The organism is Pseudomonas sp. DR48 (genome assembly GCF_019823085.1).
GTDB lineage: Bacteria > Pseudomonadota > Gammaproteobacteria > Pseudomonadales > Pseudomonadaceae > Aquipseudomonas.
Map to the genome: position 1 here is coordinate 2,585,435 of NZ_CP081946.1, position 17,018 is coordinate 2,602,452.

General features: G+C 59.2%; 15 protein-coding genes. 6 read left to right on the forward strand and 9 right to left on the reverse strand.

Annotation, left to right across the window (positions count from 1 at the left end; translation table 11 throughout):
• Positions 1-22 precede the first annotated feature (22 nt).
• The 3 genes from K5K95_RS11730 to K5K95_RS11740 all read left to right on the forward strand — a co-directional run bounded on the left by K5K95_RS11730 (position 23) and on the right by K5K95_RS11740 (position 2,430).
• Positions 23-817 carry an AraC family transcriptional regulator gene (locus K5K95_RS11730; protein ID WP_222589568.1) on the forward strand — a complete coding sequence of 265 codons (795 nt, stop codon included), beginning with the start codon at positions 23-25 and terminating at the stop codon, positions 815-817.
• 64 nt (positions 818-881) lie between these two features.
• Positions 882-1,187 (forward strand): PsiF family protein, encoded by a 306-nt coding sequence (locus K5K95_RS11735; protein WP_222589569.1) that lies wholly within the window; start codon positions 882-884, stop codon positions 1,185-1,187.
• Positions 1,188-1,416: 229 nt separating this feature from the next.
• On the forward strand, positions 1,417-2,430 hold the full coding sequence (locus K5K95_RS11740) for an AI-2E family transporter (RefSeq protein ID WP_222589570.1): 1,014 nt from the start codon (positions 1,417-1,419) through the stop codon (positions 2,428-2,430).
• Between the two features lie 131 nt (positions 2,431-2,561).
• Here the strand turns inward: K5K95_RS11740 and K5K95_RS11745 are convergent, their stop codons facing one another.
• The gene (locus K5K95_RS11745) at positions 2,562-3,836 is read right to left on the reverse strand and encodes an Hsp70 family protein (protein WP_090176158.1); all 1,275 of its coding nucleotides are present in this window, start codon (positions 3,834-3,836) and stop codon (positions 2,562-2,564) included.
• A 297-nt stretch (positions 3,837-4,133) separates the two neighbouring features.
• On the opposite strand from K5K95_RS11745, the gene K5K95_RS11750 reads away from it, so the two are divergent.
• Both K5K95_RS11750 and K5K95_RS11755 read left to right on the forward strand, forming a co-directional pair.
• On the forward strand, positions 4,134-5,078 hold the full coding sequence (locus tag K5K95_RS11750; protein WP_222589571.1) for a DnaJ C-terminal domain-containing protein: 945 nt from the start codon (positions 4,134-4,136) through the stop codon (positions 5,076-5,078).
• A 23-nt stretch (positions 5,079-5,101) separates the two neighbouring features.
• A complete protein-coding gene (locus tag K5K95_RS11755; protein WP_222589572.1) occupies positions 5,102-5,407 on the forward strand; it encodes a chaperone modulator CbpM in 306 nt (101 codons plus the stop codon).
• Between the two features lie 47 nt (positions 5,408-5,454).
• On the opposite strand, the gene K5K95_RS11760 is transcribed toward K5K95_RS11755, so the two are convergent.
• Positions 5,455-6,582 carry a sensor histidine kinase gene (locus K5K95_RS11760; RefSeq protein ID WP_222589573.1) on the reverse strand — a complete coding sequence of 376 codons (1,128 nt, stop codon included), beginning with the start codon at positions 6,580-6,582 and terminating at the stop codon, positions 5,455-5,457.
• 240 nt (positions 6,583-6,822) lie between these two features.
• On the opposite strand from K5K95_RS11760, the gene K5K95_RS11765 reads away from it, so the two are divergent.
• Entirely contained in the window at positions 6,823-11,703 is a 4,881-nt protein-coding gene (locus tag K5K95_RS11765; RefSeq protein WP_315903121.1) for a dermonecrotic toxin domain-containing protein, read from the forward strand.
• Between the two features lie 105 nt (positions 11,704-11,808).
• On the opposite strand, the gene ureC is transcribed toward K5K95_RS11765, so the two are convergent.
• The 7 genes from ureC to urtE form a co-directional block, all read right to left on the reverse strand.
• Complete coding sequence (ureC, locus tag K5K95_RS11770; protein ID WP_222589574.1) at positions 11,809-13,509, reverse strand: urease subunit alpha; 1,701 nt, start codon at positions 13,507-13,509, stop codon at positions 11,809-11,811.
• 123 nt (positions 13,510-13,632) lie between these two features.
• Entirely contained in the window at positions 13,633-13,938 is a 306-nt protein-coding gene (locus K5K95_RS11775) for an urease subunit beta (RefSeq protein ID WP_149660627.1), read from the reverse strand.
• A complete protein-coding gene (locus K5K95_RS11780) occupies positions 13,938-14,471 on the reverse strand; it encodes a GNAT family N-acetyltransferase (RefSeq protein WP_222589575.1) in 534 nt (177 codons plus the stop codon). Before K5K95_RS11780 ends, K5K95_RS11775 begins: the two co-directional genes overlap by 1 nt.
• Positions 14,472-14,477: 6 nt before the next feature.
• Positions 14,478-15,011, reverse strand: coding sequence for a GNAT family N-acetyltransferase (locus K5K95_RS11785; protein ID WP_222589576.1), 534 nt, complete (start codon positions 15,009-15,011; stop codon positions 14,478-14,480).
• A 9-nt stretch (positions 15,012-15,020) separates the two neighbouring features.
• Positions 15,021-15,323, reverse strand: coding sequence for an urease subunit gamma (gene ureA, locus K5K95_RS11790; RefSeq protein ID WP_222589577.1), 303 nt, complete (start codon positions 15,321-15,323; stop codon positions 15,021-15,023).
• A 71-nt stretch (positions 15,324-15,394) separates the two neighbouring features.
• On the reverse strand, positions 15,395-16,249 hold the full coding sequence (locus K5K95_RS11795; protein WP_222589578.1) for an urease accessory protein UreD: 855 nt from the start codon (positions 16,247-16,249) through the stop codon (positions 15,395-15,397).
• Positions 16,250-16,279: 30 nt separating this feature from the next.
• Complete coding sequence (urtE, locus tag K5K95_RS11800) at positions 16,280-16,978, reverse strand: urea ABC transporter ATP-binding subunit UrtE (protein WP_208670277.1); 699 nt, start codon at positions 16,976-16,978, stop codon at positions 16,280-16,282.
• Positions 16,979-17,018: the final 40 nt, after the last annotated feature.

Below are 17,018 nucleotides of genomic sequence, written 5' to 3' on the forward strand. Positions count from 1 at the left end.
CCTGCCCCTGATGACGGACAGCATGAACAGTAAACACATCGACCTGCTGGATTTCAGCGAATTGCCAGCGCCGGTCTACTTTCGCTACGCCGATTTCGATGCGCACCGTTTTGCCTCGGCGCACCGTCATCCGTGGGGCACGCTGGAGTATTCGGCCCACGGCGTGCTGCACATGGAAATCGGCGGCAGCCGTTTCATGTCGCCGCCGCAATACGCGGTGTGGGTGCCGCCACAGACCGAGCACAGTTTCTACAGCAACCAGCCGATCAACTATCGCGCCGTCTGCCTGGATCCGCTGTTGTGTCGCGATCTGCCGCCCCAGGCCTGCACCCTGGCGATCAGCGACATTCTCAAGGCGATCCTCAAGGACTTCGCCGCCCGCGACGTCAAGGTGCCCGAGCACGAGGCGGACAAACGCCTGGCCCAGGTGCTGGTGGATCAGCTGCAACAGGCGCCCATCCACGAGTGCTATTTGCCCTACGCCAGCAGCTCGGGATTACTCGGGATACTGGAAGCCTTGCAGGCCGAGCCGGGCGATAACCGGCCCTTGGCAGACTGGGCGGCGCAAATCCATGTCAGCGAGCGCACCCTGGCGCGGCAATGTGTTCGCGAACTGGGCATGAGTTTTGGCGAGTGGCGGCAACGTTTGCGTTTTCTCGCGGCCATCGAAGCGCTGGACAGTCAACGCAGCATTCAGGAAATCGCCTTCGACATGGGCTACAGCACCGGCTCGGCGTTCATCGCGATGTTTCAACGTCAGGCCGGCTGCACACCTGAGCAGTATCGACGCAGCCACCTTGAAAGCAGGAAGGTGTAACAGGGGTTGTCTACACTCCTGAATGAGGCCGTACCCCTCGGTGCGGCAACAAGGAGAAAACTCCATGAAGATGTTGCGTGTCCCTTTGTTGATGATCGGTTTACTGCTCTGCGCCCAAGGCTTCGCCGCCACTGAACAACAGAACAAGATGACCACCTGCAACGCCGACGCCACCGCAAAAAGCCTCAAGGGCGATGAACGCAAAGCCTTCATGAGCACCTGCCTCAAAGCCGCGCCGGCCGCCAACGACGCCAAAACCCTTACACCTCAGCAAGAAAAGATGAAAACCTGTAATGCCGATGCCACCACCAAAGCGCTGAAAGGTGATGCGCGCAAGGCGTTCATGAGTGATTGCCTGAAGAAAAAATAAACATTGGCTGGAAGATGTAGGGTGGCCCCATCGCTAGCAGGCTCGCTCCCACATTGGTGCGGTGAACACAGACCCACTGTGGGAGCGAGCCTGCTCGCGATGGGACCGGAATGGGCGTTGTAAAAAAACCGCTGGGCTCCCGACCAAGGTCGACCCACACAATCCCTAGTGCTGGCACCGGAACGCTGGCAGACTGCCAATCCTTTTACGCCGTTCGTTTTGAGGCTGTATGCCAACGTTTTCTCAACGTCACGTCTTGCTGCTTATCAGTTGGATCATCATCTTTGGTGGCTTGCTACTGGTGATCCCGCTGCGATTGCTGCCCAGCCTGCTGGCCGGGTTGTTGGTGTTCGAACTGGTCAACATGCTCACCCCGCAACTGCAGCGATTGATCGAAGGTCGGCGCGCACGCTGGCTGGCGGTGGCGTTGCTGGGGACGTTAGTGGTCAGTGTGCTGGCGCTGATCTTTGCCGGTGCCATCAGCTTTCTGCTGCACGAGGCGGAAAACCCCGGCGCTTCCCTCGATAAATTCATGCACGTGGTCGACCGTGCACGGGGGCAACTGCCACCGTTCATCGATGCCTATCTGCCGGCCAGTGCCGCCGAATTCCGCGTGGCCATCGGCGAGTGGATGAGCAAGCACCTGAGCGAGTTGCAATTGGTGGGCAAGGACGCAGCGCACATGTTTGTGACGTTGCTGATCGGCATGGTGCTGGGCGCGATCATCGCCTTGCAGCGCGCGCCGGACGTGACCAAGCGCAAACCACTGGCTGCCGCGCTGTTCGATCGCCTGCACCTGGTGGTCCAGGCGTTTCGTAATATCGTGTTTGCCCAGATCAAGATTTCCCTGCTCAACACCTTTTTTACCGCGATTTTCCTGGTGGTGGTCTTGCCCCTGTTCGGGATCAAGTTGCCGCTGACCAAAACCCTGATCGTGCTGACCTTCCTGCTTGGCTTGCTGCCGGTCATTGGCAACCTGATGTCGAACACGCTGATCACCATCGTCGGCTTGTCGCTGTCGATCTGGGTCGCCGTGGCGGCATTGGGTTATCTGATTTTTATCCACAAGCTCGAATACTTCCTCAACGCGCGCATCGTCGGCGGGCAGATCAGAGCCAAGTCGTGGGAGTTGCTGCTGGCGATGCTGGTGTTCGAGGCCGCGTTCGGCCTGCCGGGAGTGGTGGCGGGGCCGATTTATTACGCGTATCTGAAGAGCGAGTTAAGACAGATCGGGATGGTTTGATCCAAGTGATGTATTGCCTGATCTGACGCCTTCGCGAGCAAGCCCGTTCCCACAGTTGACCGCATTTCAAATGTAGAACGCGGTCAGTGTGGGAGCGGGCTTGCTCGCGAAGGGCGCGACTCGATTCAGGATCAGTCCATCGTGCCGTAACGCTTCATGGCCTCAATCGCCAGGCCACTGCCGATACTGCCAAAGATGTTCCCTTCCACATGCTGTGCATTCGGCAACATCGCCGACACGCTGTTGCGCAGCGCCGGAATCCCGCTCGAACCGCCGGTGAAGAACACCGTATCGACCTGATCGACGCGCACATTGGCATCGTTGAGCAGTTGGGTGACGCTGTTGCGCACGCGCTCCAGCAGGTTGTCGATGGCCGATTCGAACAGCGCCCGGCTTAGCTCAACGCTCAATCCCGGCTCGATGCGGTCCAGCGGCACATGGCGGCTGTCGGCGTGGGTCAGCTGGATTTTGGTTTCTTCCACTTCCATGGCCAGCCAGTGACCGGCGCGCTGGTCGATCAGCTTGAACAGGCGGTCGATGCCGCCGGTGTCTTCGATGTCGTAACGCATGCTGCCCAGGGCCAGGGTCGACTTCTGCGAGTACACCGAGTTGATGGTGTGCCAGGTTGCCAGGTTCATGTGGTGGCTGGTGGGCATGTAGGCGCCGCTCTTCATGCGGCTGCCGTAGCCGAACAGCGGCATCAGCCCTTGCAGGCTCAACTGCTTGTCGAAATCAGTCCCGCCGATGTGCACGCCGCCGGTGGCGAGGATGTCGTCGTGGCGGTTGTCGTGGTTGCGGCGCTCTGGCGAGAGGCGCACCAGCGAGAAGTCGGACGTACCACCGCCGATGTCGACGATCAGCACCAACTCTTCTTTTTCGATGGTCGACTCGTAGTCGAACGCCGCCGCAATCGGTTCGTACTGGAACGACACATCCTTGAAGCCGATGGCGCGGGCCACGTCCACCAGGGTGTTCTCGGCTTCCTGGTCGGCCATTTCATCGTCATCGACGAAAAACACCGGACGACCCAGCACCACTTCCTCGAACTCGCGACCGGCGGCGGTCTCGGCGCGCTTCTTCAACTGGCCGATGAACAGACCCAGCAGGTCCTTGAACGGCATGGCCGTCCCCAGGACGCTGGTGTCGTGCTTGATCAGCTTGGAGCCGAGCAGGCTCTTGAGCGAGCGCATCAGCCGGCCTTCGTAGCCTTCCAGGTACTCGTGCAGCGCCAGCCGTCCGTACACCGGGCGACGTTCTTCCATATTGAAGAAGACCACCGAGGGCAGGGTGATCTTGTCGTCCTCCAGCGCGATCAGCGTTTCCATGCCGGGGCGCAGCCAGCCGACGGTGGAGTTGGACGTGCCGAAGTCGATACCACAGGCACGGGCTGGAGATGCGTTTTTCATGTCTTTCGAGTTCCGGTTAAAAAACGGCCGCGCAGTGTATGCCAGTGCGGCGAATATTCGAAGGCCGACTATCCGCTAAATCTCGGCTATTAGCGCCTTGAAAGACTATCCTTTGCCCCAAACTTGTCTGCATTGGGCCTGGCAGCCACCGGACGGTCGAAAGAACCCCCGACTGCTGCCGATAAACTTCTGATGCGCTGCCCGGTCACAAACTTGAGATTGGTCAAGCTGGCGGCTGGTAATGAGCGCATGCTGACAGCGGTAGCGCGATTTCGATAACGGATGGTGATTCCCTCGATGGACTTCAAAGACTATTACAAGATTCTCGGTGTGGAGCCGACGGCTGACGATAAGGCGATCAAGGCCGCCTATCGCAAGCTCGCGCGCAAATACCACCCGGACGTCAGCAAGGAAAAGGATGCCGAGGCCAAGTTCAAGGACGCCTCGGAGGCTTATGAAGCGCTGAAAAGCGCCGACAAGCGTGCCGAATATGACGACTTGCGCAAATACGGCCAGCACGGCCAACCGTTCCAGGGCCCGCCAGGTTGGCAGGGGCGTGGCGGTTTTGGCGGTGGTCAGGACACGGGGGATTTCTCGGACTTCTTCAGTTCGATCTTTGGCAACCGTGGCGGCGGTGGTTTTGGTGGTGCACAGTCGGGCCGAAGCGCCGGGCGTCGAGGGCAAGACGTGGAAATGGAACTACCGATTTTCCTGGAAGAATCCCTCTCGACCGAGTCGAAGAAGGTCACTTTCCAGGTGCCGCAGTACAACGCTGCTGGTCAACATGTCAGCAATACCAGCAAAAGCCTGAACGTGAAGATCCCGGCCGGCGTGGCCGACGGCGAGCGTATCCGCCTCAAGGGCCAGGGCGCGCCGGGTATCGGTGGCGGGGCTAATGGCGACTTGTTCCTGATCATTCGTTTTGCGCCACATCCGAAATTCGATGTGGAAGGCGAAAACCTGATTATCACGTTGCCGCTGGCACCGTGGGAATTGGCATTGGGCGCCGAAGTGGCAGTGCCGACCCTGACGGGCAAGATCAACCTCAAGGTGCCGGCCGGCAGCCAGAATGGTCAGCGCATGCGTGCCAAGGGGCACGGTTTGCTGAACAAGGCCGGTCATCGAGGTTATCTGTTCGTGCAGCTCAAGGCCGTCATGCCCAAAACCTCGAACGACGAGGTCAAGGCGCTGTGGGAAGAGCTGGCGAAAAAAGCCGCTTTCAACCCAAGAGAAAACTTCTGATCCAAGAGACGGAGTAGCCCATCATGAGCAACCCCCTGATCGTTCAACTGGACATGGCAGAATTCTGTGAGGCGACCGAGCTGTCGGACGTCTACGTGATCGAAATCGTCGAACACGGCATCCTCGAACCTCAGGGCAAGCAGCCCAAGGATTGGCGTTTCACCGATTATGAACTGGTGCTGGCCAAGCGTGCCGCCAAGCTGCGGCGCGATCTGGAGCTGGAATGGGAAGGCGTCGCCCTGGCGCTGAACCTGCTTGACGAGGTCCAGCAACTGCGGGCCGAGAACCGCATGCTCAGGCAGCGGCTGGGGCGGTTGGTGGTCGAGTAAGCACTTTGTGTTTGTATTGCCTCAGGGCCCTTTCGCGGCCCTTGGCCTTACTGGTTTCTGGGCAACACCACGGTAAACAGCGTGCCATCGGTCTGATTCGAGCTGACGTCGATGGTCCCGCCGTGGGCGTCGACCACTTCCTTGACGATAAACAATCCCAGGCCAAGGCTGGTCGTCGGTTGCCCGAGGTCTTCGCTGGCGCTGCGCACCAATGGATCGAAGAGGGTGGGGATGGCATCGTCGGGAATCGGTACGCCAAAGTTATGCACAGTCAGGCGCACCGAGTCCGGCTCGCCGGTGACGGTGACGGTCACATCACGTTTGTTCAAGCCATGCTGTAACGCGTTGCCGATCAGGTTCTGTAACAGCTGATCGAGTCGCCCGGCATCCCAGACACCGCGGGTATCGCCGACCACCCTGATTATTGGATCGCATTCCGGGTTACCGGCGCATGCCTCGGCAATCGCCGCATGCGCGGCATCGGCCAGGTCCATGGGCTTGGGCTCGATCGGCAGGCTCTTGCCCAACCGGCTACGGACCAGCTCCAGCAAATCGCTGACCATCACCGCCATGTGCCGCGCGCCACGCTTGATATTGATTGCGCACGTCAGCGCATCACCTTCAAGCGGCGCTTTGCGCAACAGCAACTCGGTGGACATGCTTATGGCCTGCAACGGCGCTCGCAGGTCATGACCGAGTATCGCCAGGAACAGATCCCGCGAGTGATTGACCTGTTCGGCGTACGCCGCGGTGGACTCTGCCAGTGCCTCATCAATCGCTTCGTTGAAACGGATCATGTCCTGCAAGTAAGCCAGGTCCGGCACTTCCAGGCTGCTGACCCACATCCGAATCACACAAGCGCGCAAATGGCGGAATTCACTGGTCATCTGCACCAGGTCGAACCCTACGGTATGGCGCAACTCACCATGACTGGCCCCCGCTTCATCCAGGCTTGGGGTTTTTTCCGGGCCTTCGCCCTTGGCTTTCGCCAGTTGTTCGCTGGCGGTTTGCGCGGTGGTCATGTCCCGTGCCGCCGCCAGCAGAATCGCCTTGGCGTGGTCGCGCAAGGCAACGCGGTCCATGTTAATGGCGGCCGGGGTGATCGTTTTAGCGAACTGTTCCCATTCATCAACGATACGGTCTACGTGTTGCCTGATGAATTCGGATAAGCGCATGACCGTTTCCTGGCTGAAAAGTCTTGGCATCTTATCTCCTTTGCACACGGGTAAAAACTACCGCTGGCAAGTCGGATCATGCCTGGCCATTCCCTGGGTGGTATTTAGTTGTTTTTAAGGTGCTTAAGTTAGGTGTTGTTATTGGTTTTCGGGCCGTTTCCCAGCAGTTATTTAAACTTTTGTTTTTGCCGTCATTGAATAAGCTGGACGCTCTATTGAACGCATAGGGATACATGCGCAATGAACGAATCATCAGAAGGATCTGTGTCGGATATTTCTGCCAATAATCCGGCAGGCGACAATCGGTATTTGAGTTACCTGGCAACCAACGTTCCAGCGCTTATAAAAAGCCCTACTCTGTCTAAACGTGTAGCGACGGCAACCCAGGCAGTCGACTTCCCTGAGTGGTACGTCAAGGCAAGCGCCATTGACCGTCAATACCTCAAGGAACTCGGCAACGAGCGCTGGCGATTGCAAGGCGATCTGGATGACACGCTGGGTGATCTGAAAAAGGACATCAACGAGTTCGCAGAGCCCTTGCTCGTTCAAGCCCTGCAAGAAAAGCTGAGCCTGAAACTGGATGTGCGGGCCACGACGGTTCGGCTTTACGTGCCAGCCCTGCTGGGGTTTGGCATCGACAACAATGCCAGCCGGCTCAGGGAGTCAACGTTGCTGGAGGCTGCGCTGCATAACTTCGAGGACGCTGAAACCCGTGCCGGCGCCTTTCGCGATGGCTCGGGAATTTTCACCACCGATGCCGAAGGTGAGCTGCAACGTCATTCGTTGACCATCGAAAGTTTTGCAAGCCTTTGTCGGGACCTGGATCTCGGTGCGCAGTATCAGCGGCACATCACTGGTCTGTTGAGTCCTGCCCGGGCCGATGCCAAGGCGTCCCTCGAGCGACACTTCATCGGCACCGAAAAAGCCGCGTTCAATGAGTCGGCGCTGATTGCATATTTGAAGGGCGATATCACTTCATATGCGTACGGCAAGTTGCAGCAACTGCGAGACAACCAGACAAACATCACGATGGGCAAGCGCCCGTTACAGTCTCATCGACTGACCCTTATGGGCGTGAAACTGTCGGGTATCGTGTTGTTCAGTGCTGTGGCAGATCCAAAGAAAATCAAAAAGATTTACGACGCCCTGGAGCCGACACATCAACGAATAATGGTGGATTGGGCACGCAAACTGCTCATTCTGCCCGGGCAGGAATTTGACCAGTTCAAGTTTCTCAAAGCCTTTTTTGCCAACGGTCCCAGCGGTGCCGTCGATGAGATGCTGCGCCGCAAAGATATCGATAATCAAAGTCGGCTCGACGGTACCTTGATCGTTTATGTGCCCGACGATCCTGAGCATCCTCTCAAGGAATATAAATCCTTCACCGATTTCATGAAGGAGCTGACGAGCCAGTTGCGCTCCTCGGACTACCAACAATTTTTCAGCCGCTTCGTACCGCAAAAAGACAAAGGACAGTTTTTCACTCGCGTCAAAGAGCGCTTTAGCACCTTCACCTGGCAACAGCGCGAACCGTTGAGCATGGGGCCGTGGTGGCGAGAGACTGCGGTGGAGAACCCCGATGCCGAGCCGGTCACCAACCTGATTGACGGTTTGCTCTGGCCGGCGCTCGGCCGATGGCGGTGCGATAAGGCCATCGCGGATTCGCGGCACATTGCCGTTCCCACTGGCGATGAAGATGCCAACGCCCGTTGGGCGCGATTGAGCAGCTACGTGAGCATCGGCTGGAATGTATTCAACTTCGGCGCGATGCTGGTGCCGGGCCTGGGAGAAGCCATGCTGGGCATCATGATCGGGCAAATGCTGCTTGAAACCATGGAGGGCATCGAAGACTGGAGCAAGGGCGACAAGGACGAGGCGGCGGCATTATTGACTGGCGTCCTGATCAATGCGGCCCAGCTGGCAATCATGGGAGCAGGGCATGTGTTGCCGACGGGCGCAGCGGCCGCGATCAAGCTTTCGGCATTTGTCGACCAGTTGAAGCCGGTCGTACTCGCTGACGGCAAGACCCGCCTCTGGAACCCGGACTTGAGCCCGTATGAGCATCAAGTCAGTTTGAGTTCCGACTCGACGCCCAACGAGCGAGGCCTTCACGCGCACGGCGATAAGGAGTTGCTGCCGCGCGACGGCAAATATTTCGCGGTGCAGGACGATCCACTGACCGGCGAACCAAGGATGCAGCATCCGGACCGGCCCACAGCTTACCAGCCAAAGCTTGACCACGATGGCGCCGGTACCTGGCACACCGAACTCGACCGCCCTGTCGAGTGGACCTCGGCCGACCTCATGCGTGGGCTGGGGACGAAGTCAGAAGCGTTCGAAGATGCAATGCTTGAACGCATCCGTATCGCCAGTGGTATCGAAGAAGATGTGTTGCGTCGGCTGCATGTCGAAAACGAAGCGCCGCCCGCGTTGCTGGTCGACACCCTCAACCGGTTCAAGGTGTGGGCGGAAACGGGGAAACTGCCTGAGAACGCCCAGTCAAACATTGCCGACGCCAGAACGCTTCAGGATACCTTCACGCAATTGCCCGCCAACATGGCAGAGGAGCTACTGAGCGCCGCTGATCCGGATGACTTGCGAGTGCTGGCCGAGCAACAGCGTATTGGCTTGCACCTCAGGCAGCAGGCGCGCGCCGCCTCGCTGGAGGTGCGTCTGTCGCGTGCCTATGAAGGGCTGTTCCTTGATTCACTGCAGGCGCTGGATACGGAAAAACTGGCACTGCATAGCCTGGAAAGCTTGCCGAACTGGCCGCCGGAGGTGCGCATCGAAATTCGCGAGCATTCTTTCACTGGCCGTCTGCGCGACAGCATTGGCCCAGAAGAAGCGGATGTGCGCAAAGTCCTGGTCAGCACGGAGAACGGTTATGAAGTGCGGGATGCCGAGGACAACCATCTGCACGGCGCCGATGACCTGTTTTCTTCGGTATTGCATGCCCTGCCTGACGCTGAACGCAAAGCACTGGGTTTTGAAATCAATCAAGGCGCGACACTCAAGCACACCGTTCAAAATGCACCATTGGGGCGTGACCAGCTGCGCCCGATGCTGGCGGACAGCCCACTGCGCAAGCCTGCCTATGATCCCGAAACGATGAAGCTGCTCGGTGGAATGCCTCTTCCTCAAGGCATTCGACGGCTCACCGGACGCCTGACGTTGCAGGAACGCGTCAGGAGCGTGCGGCCGGGCTGGACCGAGGAGCAAGCCCAGGCTTATCTGGACGGTGCTGGCGACGAGGCTGACCCGGAGCTGCGGGCCAGCGCGCTGGAAGCGGAATTCAACCGCCTCAATACCAACTTCCAGCGCTGGCTGAATTCGCCGACCGAAGCGTACAGGTTCAGCCCTGCGGGCGTTGCCGAATGGCAGTCCAGAAACAAGTTGTACAAGGCCATTCGTCAGTGCTGGCAGCAAACCGGGCCCAGGCATGTGGACTCTTACGAGATTCTGCAGGGAACAGTGCTTGACCTCAGCAATATGCCCATGGGGCGGCACTTGGGGACCATGCCCCCTCTGGAAGCCGATTTTCAGCACGTGACCAGCCTGAACTTGCTGGGCACTGAGATGACCGACGCACACATCACCTTTCTTGACCATTTTCCGCGCCTGCGTTCGCTGAATCTCACCCGCAACCGGCTCACGCAATTTCCTCCTTCGGTGGGTCGAATGGTAGGGCTGACGGAGTTGTTCCTCGGCGATAACCGGATTGTGCTGGATGCGCAGGGCGCTACGTATTTGAGATGGCTTACCCGGCTTCAAAGTCTGGATCTTCAGGGAAACCCGTTGGGTCGAGTGCCGGATATCGGCGGCATGCGCCTGCTGCATTTAGTTATGCTGGGTGAGACGGGTATTAATACCTGGCCGGACGGATTGTTTTCTCAACCCCGATTCCGGCATTTTTACTTGAATCTTCAACGCAATGAACTGACGGTCATCCCTCAGGCTACGCCCGGCTCTGTCGGGGCGGAGATGTTGGCTCGGACGGTAGTGAGCCGGGAACGGCAGTGGATGTCGGCCGATACTCTGAACACGCTCAGAAACTACATCAGGTCCGTCGGCCTGGACCCCGATCGTCCGTATCCGCCTCGTGGTGTGCGCGACAGCCTTGATTGGGAGGCAGGCCTGACGCGACGAGATTGGGTCGCCAAACAGGCGATATGGAACAGTGTCGAGGACGAGTTCGGCTCGGTGCATTTTTTCAATAAGATCAGGAAGCTCACTGAGTCCAGCCATTTCCAGAACGACAACGCATTCAGAGTGGACATGACGAGCAAGGTCTGGCGAATGCTGGAAGCGATGTCCAAGGACAGTGAGTTGCGGCGCAACCTTTTCGTCATGGGCAGGGACGAGGCTACCAACTGTGTGGATGCCGGGGCCCAGTTGTTCAATTCAATGGGTGTGGAGGTGCTGATCCACGAAGCTTATGCGCTGGGGAGTCCAAGCCTGGTGGAGGCTGAACTGGTGCAGCTTGCCAGAGGCAAATCCCGTCTGGATGAGTTGAGCAGGATTGCCCACCAAGTGGTCGCCAAACGACTGGCGGGCGGTGAACGATTCATGGTGATCGATGCCAATGGCGAAGTTTCGGGGACCATCGATGAGGTCCAGGTACATCTGGGCTACATGACGGACCTGGCCGAGCGACTGGATCTGCCCTGGCAATCCCGTGATCTGCAGTTCCGCACGCACACGGGCGTCACGTCTGAGATGATCGAAGATGCCTATCGGCGGGTACTGGATCTGGAGGCCGGCGATTTGCTGCGTGATTCCATCGTTGAACAGCCATTTTGGGCGTCTTACGTCCAGGGCTCGAATCGTCGCGCGTTCAAGGTGTTCAGGCGTCGAATCGATGCGACGACGGAGTTTTTCATGGCGCTTGATAAGCGCGCCAACGAACAGGATCTTTCGCTTGAGGCAAAGGCCGGCCTGAAAGAGGAACTGAGGGTGCTCGCCGCAGAGCTGGGCAAACCGGAAAGCGAGATTGCCCCAGGACAGATCATGACTCACGAGGCCTATTCCGCCGAGCTGGACTTGATCTATAACGAAATGAAGACACTGCTCAAAACCCTGACCCAACAGGCGATGGATCGGGCGAAACTGCAAAGGGTGTAAATTCCCTTTACGGTCAAACCGAGCAACTGATTGACCTGACAATACAGCCATCCCGGCACGAAGATTGACGCCCTTCGTGCCGGGTTTTTTATGCCTGACTGGAAATCAAAACAGAAAATACCGCTGGGCCATCGGCAACACATCCGCCGGTTCGCACCACAGCAGTACGCCGTCAGCCTTGACCTGATAGGTCTGCGGATCGACGTCGATCTTCGGCAGGTAGTCGTTGTGGATCAGATCGGTTTTCTGCACCTCGCGACAGCCTTTGACCACTGCGATTTTCTTTTTCAGACCCAACGCTTCGGGCAATCCAGCTGCCTGCGCCGCCTGGCTGATAAAGGTCAGGCTGGTGGCGTGCAGCGAGCCGCCGTAGCTGGCGAACATCGGGCGGTAATGCACCGGTTGCGGTGTCGGAATCGAGGCATTGGCATCGCCCATCAGGCTGGCGGCAATGGCGCCGCCCTTGAGGATGAGCGTCGGTTTGACGCCGAAAAACGCTGGGCGCCAGAGCACCAGATCCGCCCATTTACCCACTTCGACCGAGCCCACTTCATGGCTGATGCCATGGGTGATCGCCGGGTTGATGGTGTACTTGGCGATGTAGCGTTTGGCGCGGAAGTTGTCGTTGCCTTCGCCATCTTCCGGCAGCGCGCCGCGCTGTTTTTTCATCTTGTCGGCGGTCTGCCAGGTGCGGGTGATGACTTCGCCGACGCGGCCCATGGCCTGGCTGTCGGAGCTGATCATCGAGAACGCGCCGAGGTCGTGGAGGATGTCTTCGGCGGCGATGGTTTCGCGGCGGATGCGGCTTTCGGCGAAGGCCACGTCTTCGGCGATGCTCGGGTCCAGGTGGTGGCAGACCATCAGCATATCGAGGTGTTCGTCGATGGTATTGCGGGTGAACGGCCGGGTCGGATTGGTCGAACTCGGCAACACGTTGGCAAAGCCACAGGCCTTGATGATGTCCGGCGCGTGACCGCCGCCCGCACCTTCGGTGTGGTAGGTGTGAATCGTGCGGCCCTTGAAAGCGGCGAGGGTGGTTTCGACAAAACCGGACTCGTTGAGGGTGTCGGTGTGGATGGCGACCTGGACGTCGTATTGGTCGGCCACCGTCAGGCAGTTGTCGATGCTCGCGGGCGTGGTGCCCCAGTCTTCGTGCAACTTCAAGCCGATGGCGCCGGCCTTGACCTGTTCGATCAGCGGTTCCGGCAGGCTCGCGTTGCCCTTGCCGGTGAAACCGATGTTCATCGGGAACGCGTCGGCGGCCTGAAGCATGCGTGCCAGGTGCCACGGCCCGGAGGTGCACGTTGTGGCATTGGTGCCGGTTGCCGGGCCGGTGCCGCCGCCGATCATGGTGGTGACGCCGCTCATCAGCGCTTCTTCGATCTGTTGCGGACAGATGAAATGGATGTGCGTGTCGATGCCGCCAGCGGTGAGGATCATGCCTTCGCCAGCGATCACTTCAGTGCTTGCACCGATGGCGATGGTCACGTCCGGTTGCACGTCCGGATTGCCGGCCTTGCCGATCCCGGCGATGCGGCCGTCCTTGAGGCCGACGTCGGCTTTGACGATGCCCCAGTGGTCGACGATCAGCGCGTTGGTGATCACCGTATCGACGACTTCAGCCGCCAGTAACTGGCTTTGGCCCTGGCCGTCACGGATCACTTTACCGCCGCCGAATTTCACTTCTTCGCCATAGGTGGTGAAGTCTTTTTCCACTTCGATCCACAGCTCGGTATCGGCCAGACGGACCTTGTCACCGACGGTGGGACCGAACATGTCGGCGTAGGCCTGACGGGAAATCTTCAATTACTCGTTCCTCGTAATTGAGTTGCAAGCTTCAAGCTGCAAGCCTCAAGTAAAAGCGGATAGGGGGGCCGCAAACTGCTCTTTCTTGCAGCTTGAGGCTTGTCACTTGCTGCTGAAGTCGACCTATAAGTCGCCCATGATTCTGCCGGCAAACCCGAATACCCGACGCAACCCCGCCAGCTCGACCAACTCGACTTCGCGGCTTTGCCCCGGTTCGAAGCGCACGGCGGTGCCGGCGGGGATGTTCAGGCGCATGCCGCGGCTGGCGGCGCGGTCGAAAGTCAGGGCGTCGTTGGTTTCGAAAAAGTGGTAATGCGAGCCGACCTGGATCGGCCGGTCCCCGCTGTTGGCCACTTTCAGACTGACCGTGCGTCGGCCCACGTTAAGCTCGATGTCGCCGGGCTGGATCTGGTATTCACCGGGAATCATCAATGGGCTCCTTGGAGAATTTTGTAGTAGAGGGCGGTCGGTTTGTACTGGCCGCTCGGGTCGCAGGCGTAGTCTGGGATTTCACCGGCCTTGGTGTAGCCCAGAGCTTTGTAGAAGTCTTCAGCGGGGGAGCCGGCCTCGGTGTCGAGGTAAAGCATGCCGCGCTTGTGCTGGAGGGCTGCCTGTTCCAGTGCGTTCATCAACTGTTGGCCCAGACCCCGGCGACGTGCGTGTTCGCGCACCAGCAATTTCTGCACTTCGGCACGGTTCAGGCCGTTGGCTTTCTGGCACAGGGTCAGTTGCACGCTGGCCTGGACCTGTTCGTCCTTGACCACCACCCACAACAACACGTTGCCCTTGTTCAGGTTGTCCTGAACCTCATCGAAATAGGCGCGCGCCTGGGCGGCGTCCAGATTGGCCATGAACCCGACGCTGGCGCCATAACCGACGGCGTCGAGCAACAGGTCAATCAATCCCTGACGGTAGTGCGCAAAGCTTTCAACATTGACGCGTCGCAGTTGGGCGGGGTTCATCGGGCGTTACTCCTTGCTGGCAGTCGGCGGCTCCGCGCCAGGATTGAGGGTCAGTTGCATGAAGGTCAGGTCCAGCCAGCGGCCAAATTTGGTGCCCACCTGGGGCATCTGACCAGTGATCGCGAATCCAGCCCGTTCATGCAGACGAATAGAAGCGGCGTTGCCGCTTTCGATGGCGGCCACCATCACGTGCTTGTCGCAGCCTTTGGCGCGCTCGATCAATACGTCCATCAGTCGCGGACCCAGGCCATTGCCCCGCTGGTCGCTGCGCACGTAGACCGAATGCTCGACGGTGTGGCGGAAACCGTCGAACGGCCGCCAGTCACCAAATGAAGCGTAGCCCAGCACGCTGTTATCGCCGTCGACGATCACCAGAATCGGATAACCCTGGGATTGGCGCGCACTGAACCAGGCCTGACGGTTGCCCAGGTCTACCGCCTGTTCGTTCCAGATCGCCGTGGTGTTGAGCACGGCGTCGTTGTAGATGTCGCGGATTCCCGGCAGGTCGGCATGCACGGCATCACGGATGATGTAAGTCATGGCTCGGCCTCAGGCGATGGGTTGGTGGACGGTGACCAGTTTGGTGCCGTCGGGGAACGTCGCTTCGACCTGGATCTCCGGGATCATTTCCGGGATGCCTTCCATCACTTGATCGCGGCTCAGCAGGGTGGTGCCAAAGTGCATCAGCTCGGCCACGGTCCGGCCATCGCGGGCACCTTCGAGCAGCGCGGCGGAAATGTAGGCCATGGCCTCCGGGTAATTGAGTTTCACGCCGCGCGCCAGACGCCGCTCGGCCACGAGGCCAGCGGTGAAGATCAGCAGCTTGTCTTTTTCACGTGGGGTCAGGTCCATCGTTGGAATCCATCTGGGCAGATAAAAAAGTATTCGGATCTGTAAATACAAACCCCCTGTGGGATTGCATTTCAGGTGCTCCATATTCTTGGCGGGACGGCTTCTCGGCCTAACAGCGCAGGCCGCAGCAATCGCCACAATTCAATAAGCCAACCCCGTGCCAACAGCGCTTCACTGGCCAGGCACCGGGCAACCAATAGCCCCGGCAACTGCGTCAGGTCCCCGCGCACTTCATTGGGCAGCGAGCGGCACGTCTCCAGCAACTCGCTATCGACTTCGCCCGTCACCAGCAGCGTGGCAAAAACCGGTTGCCCGTCCAGGCCAATCGGAGAGTCGAGCAAACCATCATTCCCGACAATGCGCTGGCGTTCGTGCCAGAGCAACTGGCCGTCGCGGCGGATATTCAATTGCGCCTGGAAATGCCCGAGGTCGAAGCGCTCACCACTGGCCGGGCGACCCAGCGCCACCACGTCCCAGTAGAACAGTCGGGCATCGCCCTCAAGGTTGATCGAGGTGCTGAGTTCGGCCTGGGCGTCGCTGAAAATGATCGTCTCCTGGGGCAGCCATTCCAGTGTCGCACCGGCCGCGACGTGCAAATCCAGCTGCTGATAAGCGGGCCCTGCAGCGCGATACCACTTGGCGGCGCCGGGGCTGGTGATTTGTGCCCAGGCGTCAGCGCCGACGCTGGCGCTGATGTCCAGTCGATCACCCCCGGCAATCCCGCCCGGCGGGTGAACGATGATGTGCTGGCACACCTCGGGCCCTTCGGCGTACAGGTGCTTTTGCACCCGCAACGGGCCTTGGTGCCGGCGCTGGACCGGGCGCGTGCTCTCGCCGAAGCGGGCATAACCCAGCTCCAGCTCGGCGTGCCAACTCGGGGTAAACAGGGCCGGCTCTTTGGTCAGGGGCAGTAAAGGTAAATTCATGATTTCTAATAATCGTCAGGACGCTACAGACTAGATCGTAACCAGGCCGCGCACACCTTCGGCTTCCATATTTTCACCGCGACCCTGTTGCACGATCTCGCCCCGGGACATCACCAGGTACTGATCGGCCAGCTCGGCGGCGAAGTCGTAAAACTGTTCCACCAGCAAAATCGCCATGTCGCCGCGGGCCGCGAGCTTTTTGATCACTGCGCCGATCTCCTTGATCACCGACGGCTGGATGCCTTCGGTGGGCTCGTCGAGGATCAGCAAGCGCGGACGACTGGCCAAGGCTCGACCAATCGCCAGTTGCTGCTGTTGACCGCCGGACAAGTCACCGCCACGGCGTTGCTTCATTTGCAGCAGCACCGGGAACAGCTCGTAGATGAATGCCGGGACTTCCTTGGCTTCGCTGCCGGGGAAACGCGACAGGCCCATCAGCAGGTTTTCTTCCACGGTCAGCCGCCCGAAAATTTCCCGCCCTTGCGGAACGTAAGCGATCCCTGCGTGAACCCGTTGGTGCGGCTTGAACGTGGTGATCGGTTTACCTTCCCAGTTCACCGCGCCTTCTTTGGCCGGCAGCAAACCCATCAGGCATTTGAGCAGCGTGGTTTTACCCACCCCGTTGCGCCCGAGCAGGCAGGTGACTTCACCGACTTTCACCTCAAACGTCAGGCCGCGCAGGATGTGGCTTCCGCCGTAGTATTGATGCAGCTTGTCGACGTGCAGCATGTTCAACGTTCTCCCTCAGTGATCGTTCCCACGCTCTGCG